Annotated in this window: 15 protein-coding genes and 2 pseudogenes; 10 read left to right on the forward strand and 7 right to left on the reverse strand. The window is 75.0% G+C overall.

Annotated elements, in window-relative coordinates; genetic code table 11:
• Nucleotides 1-63: 63 nt before the first annotated feature.
• Entirely contained in the window at nt 64-858 is a 795-nt protein-coding gene (locus ABT084_RS10550) for a trypsin-like serine peptidase (RefSeq protein ID WP_351040631.1), read from the forward strand.
• 15 nt (nt 859-873) lie between these two features.
• Here ABT084_RS10550 and ABT084_RS10555 read toward each other — a convergent pair whose 3' ends face one another.
• The 4 genes and pseudogenes from ABT084_RS10555 to ABT084_RS10570 all read right to left on the reverse strand — a co-directional run bounded on the left by ABT084_RS10555 (nt 874) and on the right by ABT084_RS10570 (nt 4,520).
• Nucleotides 874-1,380 (reverse strand): NUDIX hydrolase, encoded by a 507-nt coding sequence (locus ABT084_RS10555; RefSeq protein WP_351040634.1) that lies wholly within the window; start codon nt 1,378-1,380, stop codon nt 874-876.
• A gap of 9 nt (nt 1,381-1,389) precedes the next feature.
• On the reverse strand, nt 1,390-3,045 hold the full coding sequence (gene lnt / locus ABT084_RS10560; protein ID WP_351040637.1) for an apolipoprotein N-acyltransferase: 1,656 nt from the start codon (nt 3,043-3,045) through the stop codon (nt 1,390-1,392).
• 112 nt (nt 3,046-3,157) lie between these two features.
• Entirely contained in the window at nt 3,158-3,673 is a 516-nt protein-coding gene (locus tag ABT084_RS10565) for a hypothetical protein (RefSeq protein WP_351040640.1), read from the reverse strand.
• Nucleotides 3,674-3,850: 177 nt separating this feature from the next.
• Nucleotides 3,851-4,520: pseudogene (locus ABT084_RS10570) on the reverse strand (FAD-dependent oxidoreductase).
• Between the two features lie 132 nt (nt 4,521-4,652).
• Between ABT084_RS10570 and ABT084_RS10575 the strand changes: the two are divergent.
• Nucleotides 4,653-5,258, forward strand: a complete 606-nt coding sequence (locus ABT084_RS10575) for a TetR/AcrR family transcriptional regulator (RefSeq protein WP_351040643.1) — start codon at nt 4,653-4,655, stop codon at nt 5,256-5,258.
• Between the two features lie 86 nt (nt 5,259-5,344).
• Nucleotides 5,345-6,268, forward strand: coding sequence for an ADP-ribosylglycohydrolase family protein (locus ABT084_RS10580; RefSeq protein WP_351040873.1), 924 nt, complete (start codon nt 5,345-5,347; stop codon nt 6,266-6,268).
• Nucleotides 6,269-6,298: 30 nt separating this feature from the next.
• On the opposite strand, the gene ABT084_RS10585 is transcribed toward ABT084_RS10580, so the two are convergent.
• Nucleotides 6,299-7,099 carry a glutamate racemase gene (locus ABT084_RS10585; RefSeq protein WP_351040646.1) on the reverse strand — a complete coding sequence of 267 codons (801 nt, stop codon included), beginning with the start codon at nt 7,097-7,099 and terminating at the stop codon, nt 6,299-6,301.
• Nucleotides 7,100-7,261: 162 nt separating this feature from the next.
• Here ABT084_RS10585 and ABT084_RS10590 point away from each other — a divergent pair, with 162 nt between their 5' ends.
• From ABT084_RS10590 to ABT084_RS10610, 5 genes are all read left to right on the forward strand, one after another.
• Nucleotides 7,262-8,434: a glycosyltransferase gene (locus tag ABT084_RS10590; RefSeq protein WP_351040649.1), complete on the forward strand. Its 1,173-nt coding sequence runs from the start codon at nt 7,262-7,264 to the stop codon at nt 8,432-8,434.
• Nucleotides 8,435-8,672: 238 nt separating this feature from the next.
• A complete protein-coding gene (locus ABT084_RS10595) occupies nt 8,673-9,209 on the forward strand; it encodes a DUF6643 family protein (protein WP_351040652.1) in 537 nt (178 codons plus the stop codon).
• A 59-nt stretch (nt 9,210-9,268) separates the two neighbouring features.
• A complete protein-coding gene (locus ABT084_RS10600; RefSeq protein ID WP_351040655.1) occupies nt 9,269-10,093 on the forward strand; it encodes an MOSC domain-containing protein in 825 nt (274 codons plus the stop codon).
• Between the two features lie 375 nt (nt 10,094-10,468).
• Nucleotides 10,469-11,068 (forward strand): Rv1733c family protein, encoded by a 600-nt coding sequence (locus tag ABT084_RS10605; RefSeq protein WP_351040658.1) that lies wholly within the window; start codon nt 10,469-10,471, stop codon nt 11,066-11,068.
• A gap of 129 nt (nt 11,069-11,197) precedes the next feature.
• Entirely contained in the window at nt 11,198-13,693 is a 2,496-nt protein-coding gene (locus ABT084_RS10610; protein ID WP_351040660.1) for a right-handed parallel beta-helix repeat-containing protein, read from the forward strand.
• Here ABT084_RS10610 and ABT084_RS10615 read toward each other — a convergent pair.
• The gene (locus tag ABT084_RS10615) at nt 13,644-16,196 is read right to left on the reverse strand and encodes a hypothetical protein (protein ID WP_351040661.1); all 2,553 of its coding nucleotides are present in this window, start codon (nt 16,194-16,196) and stop codon (nt 13,644-13,646) included. The genes ABT084_RS10610 and ABT084_RS10615 overlap by 50 nt on opposite strands.
• Nucleotides 16,197-16,261: 65 nt before the next feature.
• On the opposite strand from ABT084_RS10615, the gene ABT084_RS10620 reads away from it, so the two are divergent.
• Nucleotides 16,262-16,753, forward strand: a complete 492-nt coding sequence (locus ABT084_RS10620; protein ID WP_351040664.1) for an SRPBCC family protein — start codon at nt 16,262-16,264, stop codon at nt 16,751-16,753.
• A gap of 100 nt (nt 16,754-16,853) precedes the next feature.
• Here the strand turns inward: ABT084_RS10620 and cds1 are convergent, their stop codons facing one another.
• Nucleotides 16,854-17,981, reverse strand: a complete 1,128-nt coding sequence (gene cds1, locus ABT084_RS10625) for an L-cysteine desulfhydrase Cds1 (RefSeq protein ID WP_351040667.1) — start codon at nt 17,979-17,981, stop codon at nt 16,854-16,856.
• A 205-nt stretch (nt 17,982-18,186) separates the two neighbouring features.
• Between cds1 and ABT084_RS10630 the strand changes: the two are divergent.
• Nucleotides 18,187-18,619, forward strand: a pseudogene (locus ABT084_RS10630) (ATP-binding protein); the annotation flags it as partial.
• Between the last annotated feature and the right edge of the window lie 277 nt (nt 18,620-18,896).

Genomic DNA, 18,896 nt, shown 5'->3' on the forward strand with positions numbered 1-18,896 from the left:
CTTATGGAATCCGAGGCTCCGGCCAAAGGTTTCCGTTGGACCCTCTGATGCATGATCCAGCGCATGTTTCCCCGACAGGCCCTCCGCGCACGCCGCGCGGCCCGTGTCGTGCTGGCGATCGCCGCGACGTCCGCGCTGCTCACCGTGGGCATCCCGGACGCCTCGGCCGCGCCCCCGCTGGGGGTCACGGTCCTGGCTCCGGCGCAGGGTTCGGCGCAGCGGGTGGGCGCCCTCTTCGCGGGCGGACTGGACGGCGGCCACTACTGCACCGCCTCGGTGGTCCGCAGCGACGGCCGCGACGTGATCGCGACCGCCGCGCACTGCCTGGGCGAGGTGCAGAACACCGTGTTCGTACCGGGTTACAAGGACGGCACGGCGCCGTACGGCGTGTGGCGGCTCACCGGTCAGTACGTCGATCCGAGCTGGCAGAACGGGCAGGACCCGGACGCCGACATCTCGTTCGCGACGGTCGCCCCGCTGGACGGCCGGCAGATCGAGGACGTCGTCGGCGGCTTCCCGGTGATCGCCGAGCAGCCCGACGACGTGACGGTGACGATCGTCGGCTATCCGGCGAGCGAGGAGACCGCGCTGCTCTGCTCGAACGACACCACGATGCAGAGCGGCACCCAGCGCCGCATCGGCTGCCCGGACCTGGCGGGCGGCACCAGCGGCAGCCCGTGGCTGGCGGACGGCGCGCTGGCGGGCGTCCTCGGCGGGTACCAGGGCGGCGGCGAGGTCCCGGAGATCTCCTACAGCGCGGTCATGGGCGACGCCGCACAGGAGCTGTACCGCGAGGCCGCGGGCCGCTCGGCCGACCCGGGAGTGCACCACTGGACCCGGGACACGTGGTGGTCCTGACCGGCCCCGGCCCCCTCAGCCGCTCTGCGGCGGGAACGTCAGGTCGTCGTCGGGGACCTCGAACCAGGCCGGTTCGTCGTCCGACAGGGCACGGTGGATGCGGTCGAGGGCGAAGGGTTCCAGCGGCGGAAGGGCGTCGACGTGGAACCAGGCGACCTCCAACGATTCCGCGTCGTTCACGCGGGCCTCACCGCCGGTCGCGCGGCAGCGGAAGGTGATGTCGGTGAACTGGCATTCGTCCCCGTTGGGGTAGACGACCGGTGACAGCTGCTGGACCAGGACGACCCGCTCCGGGACACACCGCACCGCCGTCTCCTCGTACACCTCGCGCACCGCGGTCTGCGCGGGCTGCTCGCCCGGCTCGCAGATGCCGCCGATGACGGACCAGTTGCCCGTGTCGGTGCGCCGCCCGAGCAGCACCCGGCCGAGATCGTCGATGACGATGGCGGTCACACCGGGCAGCAGGAGCAGTTGGTGCCCGGCGTGCGCGCGGATCCTGCGGATGAACTCGGGGGTGCTCATTCCCCGACCCTACGACGCCGTGCGGCGGGCGCGGATCCGGCGCAGCAGGACCCAGCCGAAACCACCCGCCGCGAGCGCGAGCAGGACGTACTCCGGCAGCGGCCCGAAGCGGGTCGCCGGGGTCTGCGAGGAACGCAGCGGGACCGTGGCGACCAGCGCGTCCGGGGTGAACATCTTCGTCTGCTGGACCACCTTGCCGTCGGGCCGGATCACCGCGCTGACCCCACTGGTGACGGGCACGAGGACGGTCCTGCTGTGCTCGACGGCGCGGACCCGGTCCATGGCGAGCTGCTGGTAGGTCATCTCGCTGCGGCCGAAGGTGGCGTTGTTGCTGGGTACGGCGATCACCTGGGCGCCGGCCTGCACGGTGGAGCGCACGGCGTCGTCGAAGGCCGCCTCGAAGCAGGTGACCATGCCGACGCCGGTGCCCGCCATGTCGAAGACCCCCGGCTCCTTGCCGGGGCCGAAGTCGCGCCGGACCCGGTCGACGTCGGAGCTGAAGAGCCGTACGAAGGAGCGCATCGGCATGCGTTCGCCGAAAGGCTGGATCTTGCGCTTGTCGTAGGTGGAGGTGGGTCCCTTGACCGGGTCCCAGAGGATCATGGTGTTGCGCAGCGGACCGGTCTCGGGGGCCAGCACCGAGCCGATGGCCACGGGCACCCCGATCGCCTTGACGGCCCGGTCGATCACCGCGTAGGCGTCGGCCTCGGCGAAGGGATCGAGGTCGGAGGAGTTCTCCGGCCAGACCACGAAGTCGGGCTTCGGCACGCGGCCCGCCCGGACGTCGTCGGCGAGCTGGAGCGTGCGCTTGGCGTGGTTGTCGAGGACCGCGCGGCGCTGGGAGTTGAAGTCGAGCCCTATGGTCGGGACGTTGCCCTGGACGACGGCGGCCACGGCGGTGCCGTCCTCGGCGGCGTCGGAGACCAGCGGCCGGGCCGCGAGGGCCGCGGCGAGCGGTACGGCCACGCTCAGCGCGGCGACGGACGCGGTGACGGCGGTCGCCCGCGTCACGCCCCGCGCGGGGGCCTCCCGGCGCCGGGAGCGGCGGGCGACGCGCAGGGCTTCGTACAGCCCGAATCCGCACAGGGCCACGGCGAAGCCGACCAGCGGGGTGCCGCCGAGCGCGACGAGCGGCAGGAAGAACCCGTCGGCCTGCCCGAAGGCGATCTTGCCCCAGGGGAACCCGCCGAACGGGATCCGGGCCCGGACCGCCTCGCCCGCGACCCAGACGGCCGCGGCCCACAGGGGCCAGGCAGGCAGTCTGCGGACCAGGGTGATCCCCAGCCCGGTGAGCCCGACGAACACCGCCTCCAGCACGGCGAGGGCCAGCCACGGCACCGGCCCGACCTCCTCGCCGGTCCAGTGGAGCAGCGGCAGCATGAAGCCGAGCCCGGCCAGCAGCCCGAACCCGAACCCGGCGCGCGCCCGGCGCACCTGGAGGCACCAGGCGAGCAGCGCGAAGGCGAAGGGGGCCAGCCACCACAGCGGCCGGGGCGGGAAGCTCAGGTACAGCAGCACCCCGGCGAGCACCGACCCGCCGGCGCGCAGCAGCCACGCGACGCGGTGCGCCCGGAGGGACAGGGGGGCCGGATCGACGGCGGAGGACGGGGCCGGCGGGTCGACGGGGGGTTCGTTACCGACCGCTCGGGTGGCGCTGCTGCTCATCTGGCGGAGTGTACGTCGCCCGCCTGAGCGCCGGGCCGGGGAGGCCGCACGGGCGGGTCGCGGTGCGGTGGCCCCGGGGTGCCGGCTCCCGGGGCGCACACCGGCTCGCGTGTCAGCCGGTCAGGGCGCGCAGGTGCGTACGGATGACGCGTACGGCGTTCTCCGCGTCGTCGACCGTGACGGTGAAGAGCTTGCCGTCGCCCAGGCGCAGCTCCAGGCCTTCTCCGCGCCGGACGACGACGGCCGTGCCCTTGTCGGGCCGCCAGCGGTAGCCCCAGCCGCCCCATTGCTGCGGGGTGATCTTCGGGACGAACTCGGCGGCGGTCACGTCGGACAGCCGGATCCGGCGGCGCGGCAGCCCTATGTGGCCGCAGCGCACTTCCATGTTCTCGGAGTCGACGGTGACGGCGACGTGGACGAAGGCGAGGGTCCCGTAGAGGATCAGCAGCCCGGCCGCGAGGCATCCGACGACCGACATCACCAGCGGGATGATGCCGGCGGTCCAGGCGGAGTCGACGGCGAGTTCGATGCCGAGCGCCAGGCAGGCCGCGCCGGCGGCGGCGATGAGCCACTGCACGCGGTTGGAGGCCCGGCCGGTCCAGAGCGGGCCCGGAGGGTGGTCCGTCATGTGTAGCAGCGTACTCACGTTCCGCACGCGCGCCACCGCCTCTCGCCCCTTTGGCGGACCGGCCCGGTGGCCCGCATCGGCCGACCGCGCCCGCCGCGCCTGCCGCGCCCGCCGGGCGCCGTGTCCCGCGCCTGTGCCCTGCGCCCCTGCCCGCCAGGACCTCGAGCAAACTCGAGGTCACCCCGGCAGCAGCCGCATCAGCGCGTCCCGCAGGACCGGGGGCGGGAGGTCACGAAGCGGTGCAGGGTCCGGGACGCGAACGCGACGCGCTGGGCGGTGCGGGCCCCTGGCCGGGGTCGGGCGTCATGGCGTGCGCGGCGTCGCCGACGAGGGCGACCCGGCCGCCGTGGCCGAAGGAGGGGAGGGCGGGGTGGAGGTGGCGCATCTCGTAGCGGATCCAGGTGTCCGGGTCGGTCCCGGCGAGGACGCGCGGGATCGGGTCGTGCCGGCCGGAGAAGGCCGCAGGCAACGCGCTCACAGCCCGGGCCCCGGCGGCCGACCGCGGGACCGAGGCCTCGGGGACGGTCGCGTACCCGTTGGTGCGGCCCGGCTCGACGGGAGTCATGCCGAGGAACCGGCCGTCGCCCCGGGTTTCGCCGTGGCGGTCCGTCTCGAACGCGGCGGTGCCGACCCAGGCCACCGTACCGATCCGGCGCGGGGTCGCGGCGGCGCCGAAGTGGGCTCGGCGCACCGCGCTGTTGATGCCGCCCGGGGCGGTGGGGTGGATGCCGAAGGCGGTTCCGCAGGAGGGGAGTTCGGGGCGGCGTTCGAGGACGGTGGCGGACCAGCCCGCCCGGCGCAGGCCGAGTGCGGTGGCCAGCCCGGCGACGCCCGCGCCGACGACCACCGCCGTGCGGGCCCTCGCGCCGCCTTCCCGCGCCACCGGACTCGTCGGGTTCCCTGCCGTGGGGTGCCTTCTGGCGTCGACGCGAAAGAACTACCCCACCTGTGGTACCACGTGTGTGGTTAAGGTGCCGGGGTGAATCAGGACCGGAGAGATCTGCTGCGGGACGCGGCCATCGACGTGCTGGCGGAGGCGGGCGGGCGCGGGCTGACGCACCGGGGCGTCGACGGCGTCGCGGGCGTGCCCCTCGGCACGGCCAAGAACTACTTCCCGACCCGGGACGCGCTGCTGCGCGCCGTGGCCGAGCGGTGCCTGGAGCGCTATCGGGAGCTGGCGGACGCGCTGGCCGGCGCCGGGCCCGGGCCCGGCGACCGGGCCGGGGTGGCCGCACTGCTCGCCGGGCTGCTGCGGGACGTGGCGGGCCCGGGGCGCCCCCGGGTCCTGGCGTACCTGGAGCTGCAGACCGAGGCCGCCCGGCGGCCCTGGCTGGCCGGGCTGCTGGACCCGATCGCCGCCGCCGACTTCGCGGCCCACGCCCACCTGCTGCGCGCGGCGGGGCAGGCGGCCACGCCGGAGCGGGCCCGCGCGCTGACCCTCGCCCTGCACGGAGCGGTCCCGCACCTGCTGGCCGGCGCCCCGCGGACGCTGGCCGCGGCCGGGCTGGACGACCTGGACCGCTTCGCCCGGGGCGTGCTGGACGCCGTATGCCCGGCCGGGCACGACGAGGAGCGGGCCTCGTGAGCCCGGTCCACGACGAGCGCGCCGGCAGCACCGACCGGGGCGGCCGCACCGCCAGCACCGACCGGACCGACCGGACCGACCGGGCCGTGGGCGCCGTACTCGGCTCGGCCGTCGGGGACGCGCTCGGCGCCCCCTTCGAATTCGGCCCCGAAGGCGCGTTCTCCGCGCGCTTCCCGACGCCGGGCGGGGGCGGCGAGATGTGCGGGGGCGGCGGCTGGGAACCGGGCGAGGCGACCGACGACACCCAGATGGCCGTCCTGGTCGGGGAATCGCTGCTGGAGCACGGCGGACTCCAACTGCCCGATGTCTTCGCCCGGTTCCAGCGGTGGGCGGCGGCCGAACCGAAGGACATCGGACTGCAGACGGAGGACGTGCTGACGAACGGCGAGACCTGGGAGCTCGCCGCGGCGCTGCACTTCCAGGTCAACGCCCGGGCCGCGGGCAATGGTTCCCTGATGCGCGCCTCGACGTCGGCGGTGTACTTCGCCGCGGCCGGGCGGGCCGCCACGATGGACGCCGCCCGGCGGATCGCGGCGCTCACGCACGGCGACGCGGCGGCCTGGGAGGGTACGGCGGTGCTGCACGAGCTGGTACGGATCGCCCTGGACGGCGCCGACCCGCTCGCGCACCTCCCCGAGGTGCTCGGCGAGGTCGGGGCCGGCCACCGGGAGCGCTACGCCCGGGTGCTCGCGCCGGACTGGCATCCCGCCCTCGCCACCGAGTTCAACGGCGCGGTCTGGCCCTGCCTGGGCACGGCGGTGTGGGCGCTGCGGACGACCGCCGGGTTCGAGGAGGCGCTGCGGGCGGCGGTAGACGTCGGCGGCGACACGGACACGGTGGCCGCGGTGACGGGGACCCTGGCCGGCGCGCGGTACGGAGCCGGGGCGATCCCCGAGCGGTGGACCGGCCCCCTGCACGTCCCGCTGCCCGGCTTCGGCGGCCGCGTGCTGGACGCCGCCGCGCTGCGGGAGCTGGCCGGGGCGCTCGTCACGGCGGCCGGGCCCGGCTGAGTACGGCGCCGTGCGCGTGTCGCCGGGTGGTCAGCGCCCGGCGGGTGCATCCTCGGCCTGCGCGGCCAGCAGGCGTCCCTCCGCGTAGCCGAGGGCGGCGGCCGGGAGCCGTCCGGGGCGGCCGCTGTGCAGCACGGTCAGGGTGCCGGTGCGCGGCAGGCCCGGCTCCGGGTCGGCGCCGATGCGGCGCAGCGCCTGGGCGGCGACGGGCTCCGCCGAGCCGTGGAAGACGGGCAGCACGCCGCCGGTCCGGGCGGCGAGCGCGGACCGGATGACGGCCTCGACGAGTTCGTAGTGCGTGCAGCCGAGCACCAGGTCGGTGACGTCCGGCGGGGTCAGCGCGGCGGCCGCGGCGACGGTCCGCACGATGGCTTCCTCGTCCCCGTACTCGACGGCGTCGGCGAGCCCCGGGCAGGGCACCTCGGTGACCCGGACGCCCGCGGCGAAGTCGCGGATCAGCCCGCGCTGGTAGGGGCTGCCGGTGGTGGCCGGGGTGGCCCAGATCGCGACGCGGCCGCCGCGGGCCGCGGCGGGCTTGATCGCGGGGACCGTACCGACAACGGGGACGCCGGGCTCCAGCTCGGCCCGCAGGGCGGGCAGGGAGTGCACGGAGGCGGTGTTGCAGGCGACGATCAGCGCCCGCGGCCGCAGGGCGGCGGCGGCGCGCGCCACCTCCAGCGCCCGGCCGGTGAGGTCGGCGGGGGTACGGGGGCCCCAGGGCATGCCGTCGGGGTCGGAGGAGAGGACCAGGTCGGCGTCCGGCCGCAGCCGTCGCATCGCGGCGGCCGCCGCGAGGAGGCCGATGCCGGAGTCCATGAGCGCGATCTTCACTTGGTCACCTTAATCGACCCCCGCCCCGGCCCCGCCCGCCACGCCCCTTTTCCGGCCGCCGGAGCGGGCGGGCACCGGGCCCCGGAAGCGAGGGAGGCGGGCCCCCGAACCCGGTGGGCGTGGGTGCGCGACACGCGCGGCGGCATTCGGCACACTGCGGAGATGGGCCCCCTCAGCATCGCCGCCTGCGCCTCGCTCGCCGTCTGGCTCTGGCTCACTCTCGGCCAGGGCATGTTCTGGCGGACCGACGTCCGCCTGCCGCCGCGCACCCGGCCCGACCGGTGGCCCTCCGTCGCCATCGTCGTACCCGCCCGGGACGAGGCCGCGGTGCTGCCGCTGAGCCTGCCCTCGCTGCTCGCGCAGGACTATCCCGGCGAGGCCGAGGTGTTCCTCGTCGACGACGGCAGCACCGACGGCACGGGCGCGCTCGCGCTGGCCCTCGCCCGCGAGTGCCCCGGGCTGCCCCTCACGGTCTGCTCGCCCGGCGAGCCCGAGGCCGGCTGGACGGGGAAGCTGTGGGCGGTGCGCCACGGGATCGGCGCGGCCCGTACCGCGCACCCCGACGCGCCGGAGTACCTGCTGCTCACCGACGCCGACATCGCGCACGAGCCGGACAGCCTGCGCGAGCTGGTCTCGGCCGCGGTCTCGGCCGACCTCGACCTCGTCTCGCAGATGGCGCGGCTGCGGGTCGTCAGCTTCTGGGAGCGGCTCGTCGTACCGGCCTTCGTCTACTTCTTCGCCCAGCTCTACCCCTTCCGCTGGATCAACCGCCCGGCGGGGCGGACCGCCGCCGCGGCGGGCGGGTGCGTGCTGCTGCGCACGGAGGCGGCCGTGCGGGCGGGTGTACCGGATTCGATCCGGCAGGCGGTGATCGACGACGTGTCCCTCGCGCGGGCGGTGCGGCGCACCGGTGGCCGGATCTGGCTGGGGCTGGCGGAGCGGGTGGACAGCGTGCGCCCGTACACGGGGCTCGGGGAGCTGTGGCGGATGATCTCGCGCAGCGCCTACGCGCAGCTGCGGCACCAGCCGTTGCTGCTGGCCGGGACGGTGGCGGGGCTGGCCCTCGTCTACCTCGCGCCCCCGGTGACCTTCTGCGCGGGTCTGCTGGGCGGGCGGCCGGTGGCGGCGTGGGCGGGCGGCCTGGCCTGGCTGCTGATGGCCGGTACGTACGTCCCGATGCTGCGCTACTACCGGCAGTCCGCCGTGCTCGCCCCGCTGTTGCCGGTGACCGCGCTGCTCTATCTCCTGATGACGGTCGACTCGGCCGTCCAGCACTACCGCGGGCGCGGCGCGGCGTGGAAGGGGCGCACCTATGCCCGTCCCAGCGACGCCTGAAACGGGCCCCGGCCGTGGCGTGAAGGCGCGTCATCCGAGGTCACAGCGATGTGACGCACTTTCACCCGACTCTCCGTCAGGAGGGCACGAGTAGGGGGAAGCCAGGGCGTATGCGACGAATCGTGCACCTGAACGTCAAGTGAAAGCTGTGGCGCTGACCTGCGAAGATGCAGGTCAGCGCGGTGTTGACGGGCCCTCGCTATGGACCCGGTGAAGTCGTGGGCTTAACTTATGTGCCATGACCTCCCCCCGCTCCACTTATGGCGGCGGTTACTACTCCGCGCCCTCCTTCCCGGACACCCCCATCTACGACTCGCTCGTCGCCGAACGCGGCACCCCTCAGATCGCGCCCATCCGGGTGCCGGCCGCCTATGACTCCATGGGTGGCGGCTACCAGGGGCACCAGTCCCCCCAGGGCCACAACAACGGCTACTCGGGCGGCTATCTGCCCGCGCTGCCGGCCGCCCTGCCCACGCTGCCCGCGGCCCCCTCGCAGCAGCAGCCCGCCTACGGCTACCCGTACCAGCAGCAGGGTGCTCCGCAGCCGATGCCGCTGCAGCACGCGCCCGCCCCGTACATCCCGCAGCAGCAGCCGGTCGCCGCCCGTACGGGGTACCAGCCGCAGCAGCCCCGGCCGGTCGCCACGGCCGCCGGGTACGAGGCCATGCGCCCGGCCGCCCCGCGGCCGATGCAGGCCCAGGCTCCGGTTCCGTCCGGCATGCCGTCCGGGTACGAGGACCAGTACGGCCGCCCGTACCAGGGACGCGGCTACTGACGGCGCCCGCCGCACATACCCACTGGTAAGCCGCGGGGGGCGGCTGGGATGATGCCCCCATGGTGAACACGCGCGTTCAGGCCCTCCACGTCCATCCCGTCAAATCGGTAGCGGGGACCTCTCCCGATGAGGTGGGCGTGGAGCCCTGGGGTGTTTCCGGGGACCGGCGCTGGGCCGTGATCGACAACGAGGGCCATGTCATCACCCAACGCCAGCAGCCGCGCCTGGCGTTGGCCACCGCGCGCCCGCTGGCGGGCGGCGCGATCGAGCTGTCCGCTCCCGGGCGGGCGGCGGCCGTACTGACACCGCCCGCGCCGGGGCCGCTGGAGCCGGTCGTGCTCTTCGGACAGAAGATCGACACGGTGGTCGCGGACGCGGCCGGGGGTGCCTGGTTCACCGAGTACCTCGGCCTCCCGGCCCGGCTCGTGTACCTCGACGATCCGGCCGTACGGCGCCCCGTCGACCCGGACTACGCGCTGCCCGGCGAGACGGTCAGCCTGGCCGACGCGTATCCGCTGATGGTCGCCACCGTCGCCTCGCTGGACGCGCTCAACGAGCTGATAGCGCGGGGGGACCACCCGGAGGAGGGCCCCCTGCCGATGAACCGTTTCCGGCCCAACGTGGTGGTGTCCGGGGCCGAGGCGTGGGCCGAGGACACGTGGCTGCGGATCGAGATCGGCGACGCGGTCTTCCGCGGGGTCCGCGAATGCGGGAGGTGCGTGATCACCACCACCGACCAGCGGACGGCCGAGCGCGGCAAGGAGCCGTTGAAGACCCTGGCCAGGCACCGGCGGATCGGGAAGTCGCTGGCCTTCGGGCGGATGCTGGTCCCGGTGCGGCCGGGGACGATGCGCGTCGGCGACGAGGTCCGCGTCCTGGAGTGAGGGGCCGGCCCGCCCGTGCCCGTGTCACCGCGCCGCACGGCACCAGAGCGCCCTGCGTCGGCTCCGCCCGAGCGGGGCGCGAGGGCGGCCCGAGGAGACACCACGAGGCTGGGCCGACCCGGCCGGATCCGGTCCGAGCCCATCCGACCGCATCCGGACTGACACCTTCGGGCGGCTCCCCGCGAGATCGGGAACCGAGCCGCCCCGTGGTGCCGTTGTGCCGAGTGAGGCACGTGCCGTCCGATCGTTTCGGCTGACCACCGGATCGGGTGACACGGGTCTCGCGAGTCCCGGAATGCGCGTCCGCGGGACATGGGCGAGGCTTGGACGCGCAGACAGACGGAGGCAAGGGGGTGCCCGACCGTGTGGACGGCCATGGGAGTCTGGCGTTGGCGGCGCAATCCGCTGCGCCGGCCGACGGATCTGATCGAAGCCTGGGTGGCGTTCGCCGCCCTGGTGTGTGTGCTGGTGGTGGTTCCGGCCGTCGGGTGGACGGCCGGTCTGCGCGTGGACGTGACCTTGCAGCGCGCCGTGCGCGAGCAGCGGCAGGAGCGGTATCTGATCCCGGCGGTCGTGGTCCGGGCCGCGGCTGATTCCCTCGACGGGGCGGCCACGGACCCCGCCGCGCAGCGGCAGTCGCCGCAGCGGACCCAGATCGTCGCCTCGTGGACCGCGCCCGACGGCACCAGCCATCAGGGCACGGTCCCGGCCGCGCAGGAACCACCGCGCGCGGGCGACCGGTTCCGGATATGGACGGATACCCAAGGCCGCGTCGTGGGGCGCCCGTTGGACCCGTCCACCGCCGCCGTGCACGCCGGGCTGGTGGGCCTGGCCGCCGCGATCGGCGCGGCCGCGTTCGTGGAGACGCTGCGGCGCATGGTCGTACGACGCCTCGTGCATCGGCGGTACACGAAGCTGGACAGGGCCTGGGCCGCGGCCGGGCCCGACTGGGGCCGGGCGGGCGCGGGCAGCTGAGCTGGCAACTCCCCGGGCCCGCGCGCGCTACGGTGGACCGGCCGGTGCGGGCACGGTCGCGAAGGCGGCCCGTCCGGGGCCGGTTCGGTCGCTTCGGCACGAGTACGAGGGTGGGGGCACGGCAGCACGATGGCACAGGGCACGGTCCAGGTGACGCACGGCGGGCCTTCGCGATGGCGGCGCCGCTCCGGTGAGTATCCGACGCTGACCGCCGCGCTGGCCGCCGCGGGCGACGGGGACGTCCTGTCCATCGCCCCCGGCACCTACCGCGAGAACCTGGTGCTGCACCACGCCGTCACCCTGCGCGGGCCCGAGGGCGGCCTGGGATCGGTGCGCATCGCCCCGCCCGACGGGGTGGCGCTGACCGTCCGGGCCTCGGCGATCGTCCAGGACCTGCACCTGGAGGGGCAGGACCGGGCCGCGCCCGCGCTGCTCGTCGAGGACGGCGCCCCCGAGCTGACCGACCTGCGGGTCAGCACCCGGTCCGCGGCGGGCATCGAGGTCCGCGGCGGGGCCCGGCCGGTGGTGCGCCGGGTCACCGTCGAGAATCCGACGGGCGTCGGCATCTCCGTGATCGACGGCGGGGGCGGGGTGTTCGAGGAGTGCGAGGTGGTGGCCGCGGGACAGACCGGCGTGTCGGTGCGCGGTGGCGGCCATCCCCGCCTGGAGCGCTGCCGGATCCACCACAGCACGGGCGCGGGCATCGGCGTCACCGGCGAGGGCTCGGGCCTGGACGCGCTGGGCTGCGAGGTCTACGAGATCAAGGGCGCCGGGGTGCAGATCGCGGCGCGGGCCACGGCCCGGCTCACCGACTGCTCGGTGCACCGCACTTCGGCGGACGGGGTCACCCTCGACACGGACGCGGTGCTGACGCTGGCGGGCTGCGACATCCACGACATTCCCGAGAACGCGGTGGACCTGCGCTCCCGTTCGGTGCTGACGCTCAGCCGCACCACCGTGCGCCGGTTCGGGCGCAACGGCCTGTCGGTGTGGGATCCGGGCACCCGGGTCGACGCCGACTCCTGCGAGATCCATGACAGTACGGGCGACTATCCGGCGGTGTGGATCAGCGACGGGGCGAGCGCCTCGCTCGACTCCTGCCGGGTGCACGACGTGCCGGACGCGCTCTTCGTGCTGGACCGGGGCTCGCGCGCCGATGTGGTGGACAGCGATCTGTCGCAGGTGCGCAACACCGCCGTGTCGGTCAGCGACGGCGCCACCGTGCAGCTCGACGACTGCCGGATCCGGGAGGCCGCCACCGGGGCCTGGTTCCGCGACCACGGGAGCGGCGGCACCCTGGCCAACTGCACCATCGACGCGGTGCAGACGGGCGTGATCGTCACCAAGGGCGCCGACCCGGCGCTGGAGCGGTGCACCGTCAGCTCGGCCGCCGAGGCCGGGTTCTACGTGTCGGCGGGCGGCCGGGGCACCTTCCACGCCTGCCGGGTGAGCGGCAGCTCGGGCTTCGGTTTCCACGTCATCGACGGCTGCCGGACCTCACTGACCCGCTGTCACACCGAGCGGTGCGCGCGCGGGGGGTACGAGTTCGCCGAGGACGGCCCGCTCTCCGAGGACTGCACGAGCGACGAGGCCGGGGTGCGCGCCGGAGTGCTCGGCACGGCGTCCTCGGCGGGAGCGGGCGCCACCCCGGGCGCGGGGGCCGGTTCCGGCCCGGGCGCGCGGGGCGGCGTACCGGCGACGGCTCCGGCCGGGGCGGGGGCCGTCGGCATCCTCCCGGCCCACCCGGAGGCGGCGGTTCCGGGCCAGCGGGCCGGGGACGGTGACGGGCGGCCCGACGCGGCCGCCCGCGGCTCCGGCGAGGTGCTCGGGCAGTTGGACGCCCTCGTGGGCCTGGACAGCGTCAAGCGCGAGGTCCGCGCCCTGACCGACATGATCGAGGTGGGCCGCCGACGGCAGCGAGCGGGCCTCAAGGCCGCCTCCGTGCGCCGCCACCTGGTCTTCACCGGCTCCCCCGGTACCGGCAAGACCACCGTCGCCCGGCTGTACGGGGAGATCCTGGCCTCGCTCGGAGTGCTCGAGCGGGGGCACCTGGTCGAGGTGTCCCGGGTGGACCTGGTCGGCGAGCACATCGGGTCCACGGCGATCCGCACCCAGGAGGCCTTCGACCGGGCCAGGGGCGGCGTGCTCTTCATCGACGAGGCGTATGCGCTGGCCCCGGAGGACTCGGGCCGGGACTTCGGGCGCGAGGCGATCGACACCCTGGTCAAGCTGATGGAGGACCACCGGGAGGCGGTGGTGGTCATCGTCGCCGGGTACACGGCGGAGATGGACCGCTTCCTGACCGTCAACCCGGGTGTGGCCTCGCGGTTCTCCCGGACCATCACCTTCGGGGACTACGGGCCGCAAGAGCTGCTGCGGATCGTGGAACAGCAGGCCGAGGAGCACGAGTACCGGCTGGGCGAGGGCACGGCCGAGGCGTTGCTGGCGTACTTCACGGAGCTGCCGAAGGGCCCGGCCTTCGGCAACGGCCGCACCGCCCGCCAGACTTTCGAGTCCATGGTCGAGCGGCACGCGGGCCGGGTGGCCCAGCTCTCCGATCCGACCACGGACGACCTCACCCTGCTGTTCGCGGCGGATCTGCCACTGCTGTCGGCTCCTTGCTGAGCCGCGGGCCGCGCTCCGGGCCGTCCTGCGGCCCGTCCTGCGGCCCGTCCGGGCCGCCCGGGCCGGGGGCGAGGGCGAGCCGGGCCAGCAGGGCGGCGCGTTCGGCGGCGAAGGCCGGGTCGGCCTGGTAGTCGGAGTGGCCGAGGATCGGTGCCGGCAGCGGATGCAGCGCGGTACGTCCGTACGCGACCGGGTCGGCCAGCGGCCCCCGGTCCACGGCACGGTCCACGTCCCGCTCCCCGCCGGCCAGGACCGGACCGCCGATCGGGTCGGTGGCGCGCCAGAGGTTGCGCCAGCACTCCACCTCGCGGTGCAGCGCGGTGAGCGGACCGGGCCCGAAGTAGGCCGGGAACCAGCGCCCGTAGAGCCGGGCCAGCGGTGAGCCGTAGGTCAGCAGCGCGACGCGGCGGCGGACGGCCGGCGGCAGCTGCCAGACGGCGGCGGCCGCGAGCACGCTGCCCTGGGAGTGCCCGGAGATGACCAGGCGGCCGCCGGTCCGCTCGGTCCAGGTGGTCATGCGCCAGGTCAGGTCGGGGACGGCGCGCTCGGCGTAGCAGGGCGGGGCGAAGGGGTGCGCGGCGCGGGGCCAGAAGGTGCCCACGTCCCAGAGGATGCCGATGGTCCGGCGGGCGGAGGCGTCCTTGTAGGCGCGCCGGCCCAGGGTGACGAAGAGGACGAAGCCGAAGCCGACCAGCCAGGACCCGGCGTCCTGCGCTCCTTGGGCGGCACTCTCCAGGACGGGTGCGGCGTGCCGGGCGGCCTCGCCCGGGCTCCGGCCGCTGAGCCAGGCACCCGCCACGGCACCCGCGCCGAGGAACAGCGTGACGGTGGAGACCGCGCCGATGAACCAGGGCGCCGAGTCGGTGAGCGCCGCGGCGGCCCGGGCGCCCGCGATCCGGCGGCTGCGCGCCCGGTCGGGCGAAGCCCCCGGGTATTCGGCGGCGACGGACCCCGCCATCACACGCCGGGCCCGGGCGCCGCGCACCCCGAACCAGCAGGCGGCGAGGAGGAGCACGAGGAGTAGCGGGGGCAGTACGGCGGCCTGCCAGGAGAGCAGTACGGGCGGTCCGACCGGCTGGGCGGTACCCGCGGAGGCGCTCCCCCCGGGGCCCGGTCCGCCGGGGTCCCCCAGCCAGTCGCCCACCCGTTGCGCGACCCCGCCGGACATCACCCCGCCGAGCGCGCACCCGAGCATCGCCACGGCGGGACCGCCGAGCCCGCGCAACGCGCCCCCGGTGCCCCGGCGGTGCAGGTGCGCGGCGACGGCCGCCAGGGCCAGGACGCAGCCGCCCTGGGCCAGCATGAGCGCCCCGAAGACGAAGTCCCCCGGGAGGCGCCCGGTGGAGGTCCAGCCGGGGCGGGACCAGCAGGCGTAGCAGAGCACGGCGGCCAGCAGGGCCAGGGCGCAGCCCGGCAGCAGGGTGACCACGGCGCGGTCGAGGCGGTGGTCGGCCCGGGACTCGGTGCGCCCGCGCCGGCAGACCACCCCGACCACGACGACGCCCCCGGTCACGAGCAGGGCCTGCGCGATCCGGCCGGGCGCGGTCGGCAGGGCGGCTCCGGCCGCGTGGGCGTCGTAGCGCAGGGTCGGGACGGCGACGGCCGCCGCGACGGTGAGCAGCCCGGCGGCGGTGTGCGCGGCGCGCAGCCGGGCCACGAGCCGCCGCCCGTACCAGAATCCGGGGCGGCCGAGCGCGGGGGCGCCGCCCTCCACCCCGTCCTCGGCCTCGTCCGGCTCGGCCGCCGCGGGAGGCGGCGGCTGGGATTCGTACGCGCTCCACGTGCGGTTCGAGAGGTACCAGAGCAGCCAGGTCAGCCCGGCCGGGACCAGCGCGCCCAGGGCCAGGCGCCGCCCCGGCTGGGACCACCAGCCGCCGCGCCCGGGCGAGAGGACCGCGAGCCAGGAGCTGGACGCGGCGCAGGGCTCCGAGCCCGCGCACTGCCAGGCGAACAGGTCGAGGGAGACCTCGCAGGCGGCGGCGATCAGCAGCACGGTGAGGCTCAGCGCGATGAGCCGGACGAGGACCCCGTACGCGCGCACCGCGCGGGCGGCCGCGGCGGGCGCGGGCGGCCGGGCCCAGTGAGCGAGGTTGGCGACCATGAACGGCAGGAGCAGCAGCCACAGCGCGCGGGCGCCGTTCCCGGAGGTCAGCCGGGACCAGCAGTAGACCTCGGGCACCGGACGGCCGGGGCCGCGCTCGGGGTGGGCCTCGGCGTCCGCGTCGTCGGCCCGCCGGAAGACGGCGGCGGTGGAGTCCCCGGTGACGCGGACGGTGCGCGGATCGCCGAGCAGTTCCTCGGGCGGGGCACCCGCCACCCCGTGCACCAGCAGTTCGAGCGCGAGCGGCGCGGCGGCCGAGGGGGCCGGCTCGGCGGCGGGGCGGGGACGGGGCGTGGGGATGTCCGGCACGGTGGCCTCCACTCTCGGGGCGGCGGCGGCCCCGGCTCCAGCATCCCGCGCGGGGGCGGCGCTGCCCAGTACCCGCAGGACTGACGCAGACATCTGACGGCGGGACAGATATGGTGCTGCGCACGCGTGTTCCCCTTCATCACCCTGGGAGTTCCGTCATGGCTCGCCGACTGCGCCCCGTGGGGCTGGACTTCATCGAAACCGCCCCGGTACGCCTGGTGTACACGGCCGAAGCGAGCGCCTCGCCGGAGTCGGTGTACCGGGCACTGGCGGAGGAAGTGACGGGCTGGCCGTCCTGGTTCAGGGCGGTCTCCCTCGCCCGGCCGACGCTCGGCGGCGCGGGACGGGAGATCAAACTGGTGGGCGGGGTGCGCTTCCAGGAGACGATCATGGCGGCGGACGCGGAGCGCCGCTACGCCTACCGCGTGGACCAGACCAACGCGCCCGGCGTGCGGGCCCTGTTGGAGGAGTGGCTGCTGAGCCCGTCCGGCTCCGGTACGCGGGTCCAGTGGACCTTCGCGGCGGACGGCTCCACCCCGTTCCGGCTGGGCCTGACCGCCGCGCGGCCCGGGCTGGGGCACTCGTTCCGCACGGCGGTACGGACCCTGGACGCCCGACTGGCGGCGGCCGAACGGTCCGCGGGGCAGTAGAACGGCGGGACCGCGGGACCGCGGGTGGTGAACGGTCTCGAACGCGCCCCGGAGGAACGCGGCGACCGACACGAGGCCGCACCTCGGGGTCGCGGCACGGTCAGGCAGCGGGTTCGTGCCAGCCGCCCGTGGCCAGCAGGGTCTCGATCGTCCCGGCGTAGGGGGCGAGGTCCAGACCCTGCGCGGCCACCCACTCGTCCGAGTAGTACTTGTCGAGGTAGCGGTCGCCCGGGTCGCACAGCAGGGTGACGACACTGCCCGTGCGGCCCTCCGCCACCATCTCGGCGACGATCCTCAGCGCGCTCCAGAGGCCGGTGCCGGTCGATCCGCCCGCCTTGCGGCCGATGGCCCGTTCCAGCGCGCGGCAGGCCGCGACGCTCGCGGCGTCGGGCACCTTCATCATCCGGTCGATCGCGCCGGGCACGAAGCTCGGCTCCATGCGCGGGCGGCCGATGCCCTCGATGCGCGAGCCGCAGTCGCTGGACGCGTCCGGGTCGTGGCGCGTCCAGCCGTCGAAGAAGCAGGAGTTCTCGGGGTCCGGCACGCAGATGCGGGTGTCGTGCTGCATGTAGTGCACGTAGCGCGCGATGGTCGCCGAGGTGCCGCCGGTGCCCGCGGTGGCGACGATCCAGGCCGGCTCGGGGTACCGCTCCAGGCGCAGCTGCTGGTAAATCGATTCTGCGATGTTGTTGTTGCCCCGCCAGTCGGTGGCGCGCTCGGCGTAGGTGAACTGGTCCATGTAGTGACCGCCGGTCTGCGCCGCCAGGGCCGCGGACTCCTCGTACATCTTCATCGAGTCGTCCACGAAGTGGCACGCGCCGCCGTGGAATTCGATCAGCCGGCACTTCTCCGGGCTGGTCGTGCGCGGCATCACGGCGATGAACGGGACCCCGATCAGCTTCGCGAAGTACGCCTCGGAGACGGCGGTGGAGCCGGAGGAGGCCTCGATCACCGGGCGGCCGGGCCGGATCCAGCCGTTGCACAGGGCGTACAGGAACAGCGACCGGGCGAGGCGGTGCTTGAGCGAGCCGGTCGGGTGGGTGGACTCGTCCTTGAGGTAGAGGTCGATGCCCCACTCCTCCGGGAGCGGAAAGCGCAGCAGGTGCGTGTCGGCGGAGCGATTGGCGTCCGCCTGGACCTTGCGGACGGCTTCTTTCAGCCAGGCCCGGTAGTCGGCGTCGCTGCGGTCGACGTCGACGGTCGTGGCCGTCGTACCGGTGGTGCTCATGCGCCTTGCTCCTCTGTGGGTGCTGCTGTTTTTCCTCCCCCCGCTTCGCAATGTACCCCCCTCACCTGCACAAACAGTCACTTTGGGGTTCCATGCGAATGCCTTTTGGTTGCCTTCGGTTGCATGGCGGCGCACGGTGGGTGACTCTGGTGGGGCGTCACAGAGGGTGCAGCACCCGTAACACTATTGTCGGGGAGTCGCAGCCGTGATCAGTCATCCACGCAGGCACTGCGTCGTCGCACTGCAGGCCATGCCACCGCGCATCGGGCAGGTCCGCCGAATCGTTTCTGCACAACTGCGCCACTGGCAGCTCGACCCGCTCATAGACCGGGCTGCGCTCGGCGTGACGGAGCTGCTCAGCAACGTCCACCGCCACGCGCAGCCGGACAAGGCGTGCCGGGTCGAGATCGAGCTGCGGCTCGGCCGGCTCACGGTCTCCGTCCACGACAGCGACCCCACGCTGCCCGTGGAGCGGGACGCGGACCCGCTGGAGACCTGCGGGCGCGGGCTCGCGCTGATAGCGGCGGTCAGCGAGTCCTGGGGCGCCCGGCCGCAGCCGGACAACCGCGGCAAGGTGGTCTGGTTCTCGCTCCGCGCGGCGCCGGCGCCCGCCGCGCCCGAGCGTCCGGTGCGGATCCGTCCCGTACCGCTACGACGGCCCACGGCGCCGTCGGCCACCCTCGCGGCCGGCGTCACCGCACCGTTCGCGGAGCCGCCCCCGCAGCCGCTCGCGGCGCCTCCCGCGGAGCCGGTCACGCATCCGGTGGCGGTACCGGTGGCTGTCTCGGCGGCTGTTTCAGCGGCTGGCGCAGCGGCTGCTTCAGCGGCTGGCGCAGCGGCTGCTTCAGCGGCTGGCGCAGCGGCTGCTTCAGCGGCTGGCGCAGCGGCTGCTTCAGCGGCTGGCGCAGCGGCTGT

It is taken from the genome of Streptomyces sp. NPDC002138 (assembly GCF_040296485.1).
Taxonomy (GTDB): domain Bacteria; phylum Actinomycetota; class Actinomycetes; order Streptomycetales; family Streptomycetaceae; genus Streptomyces.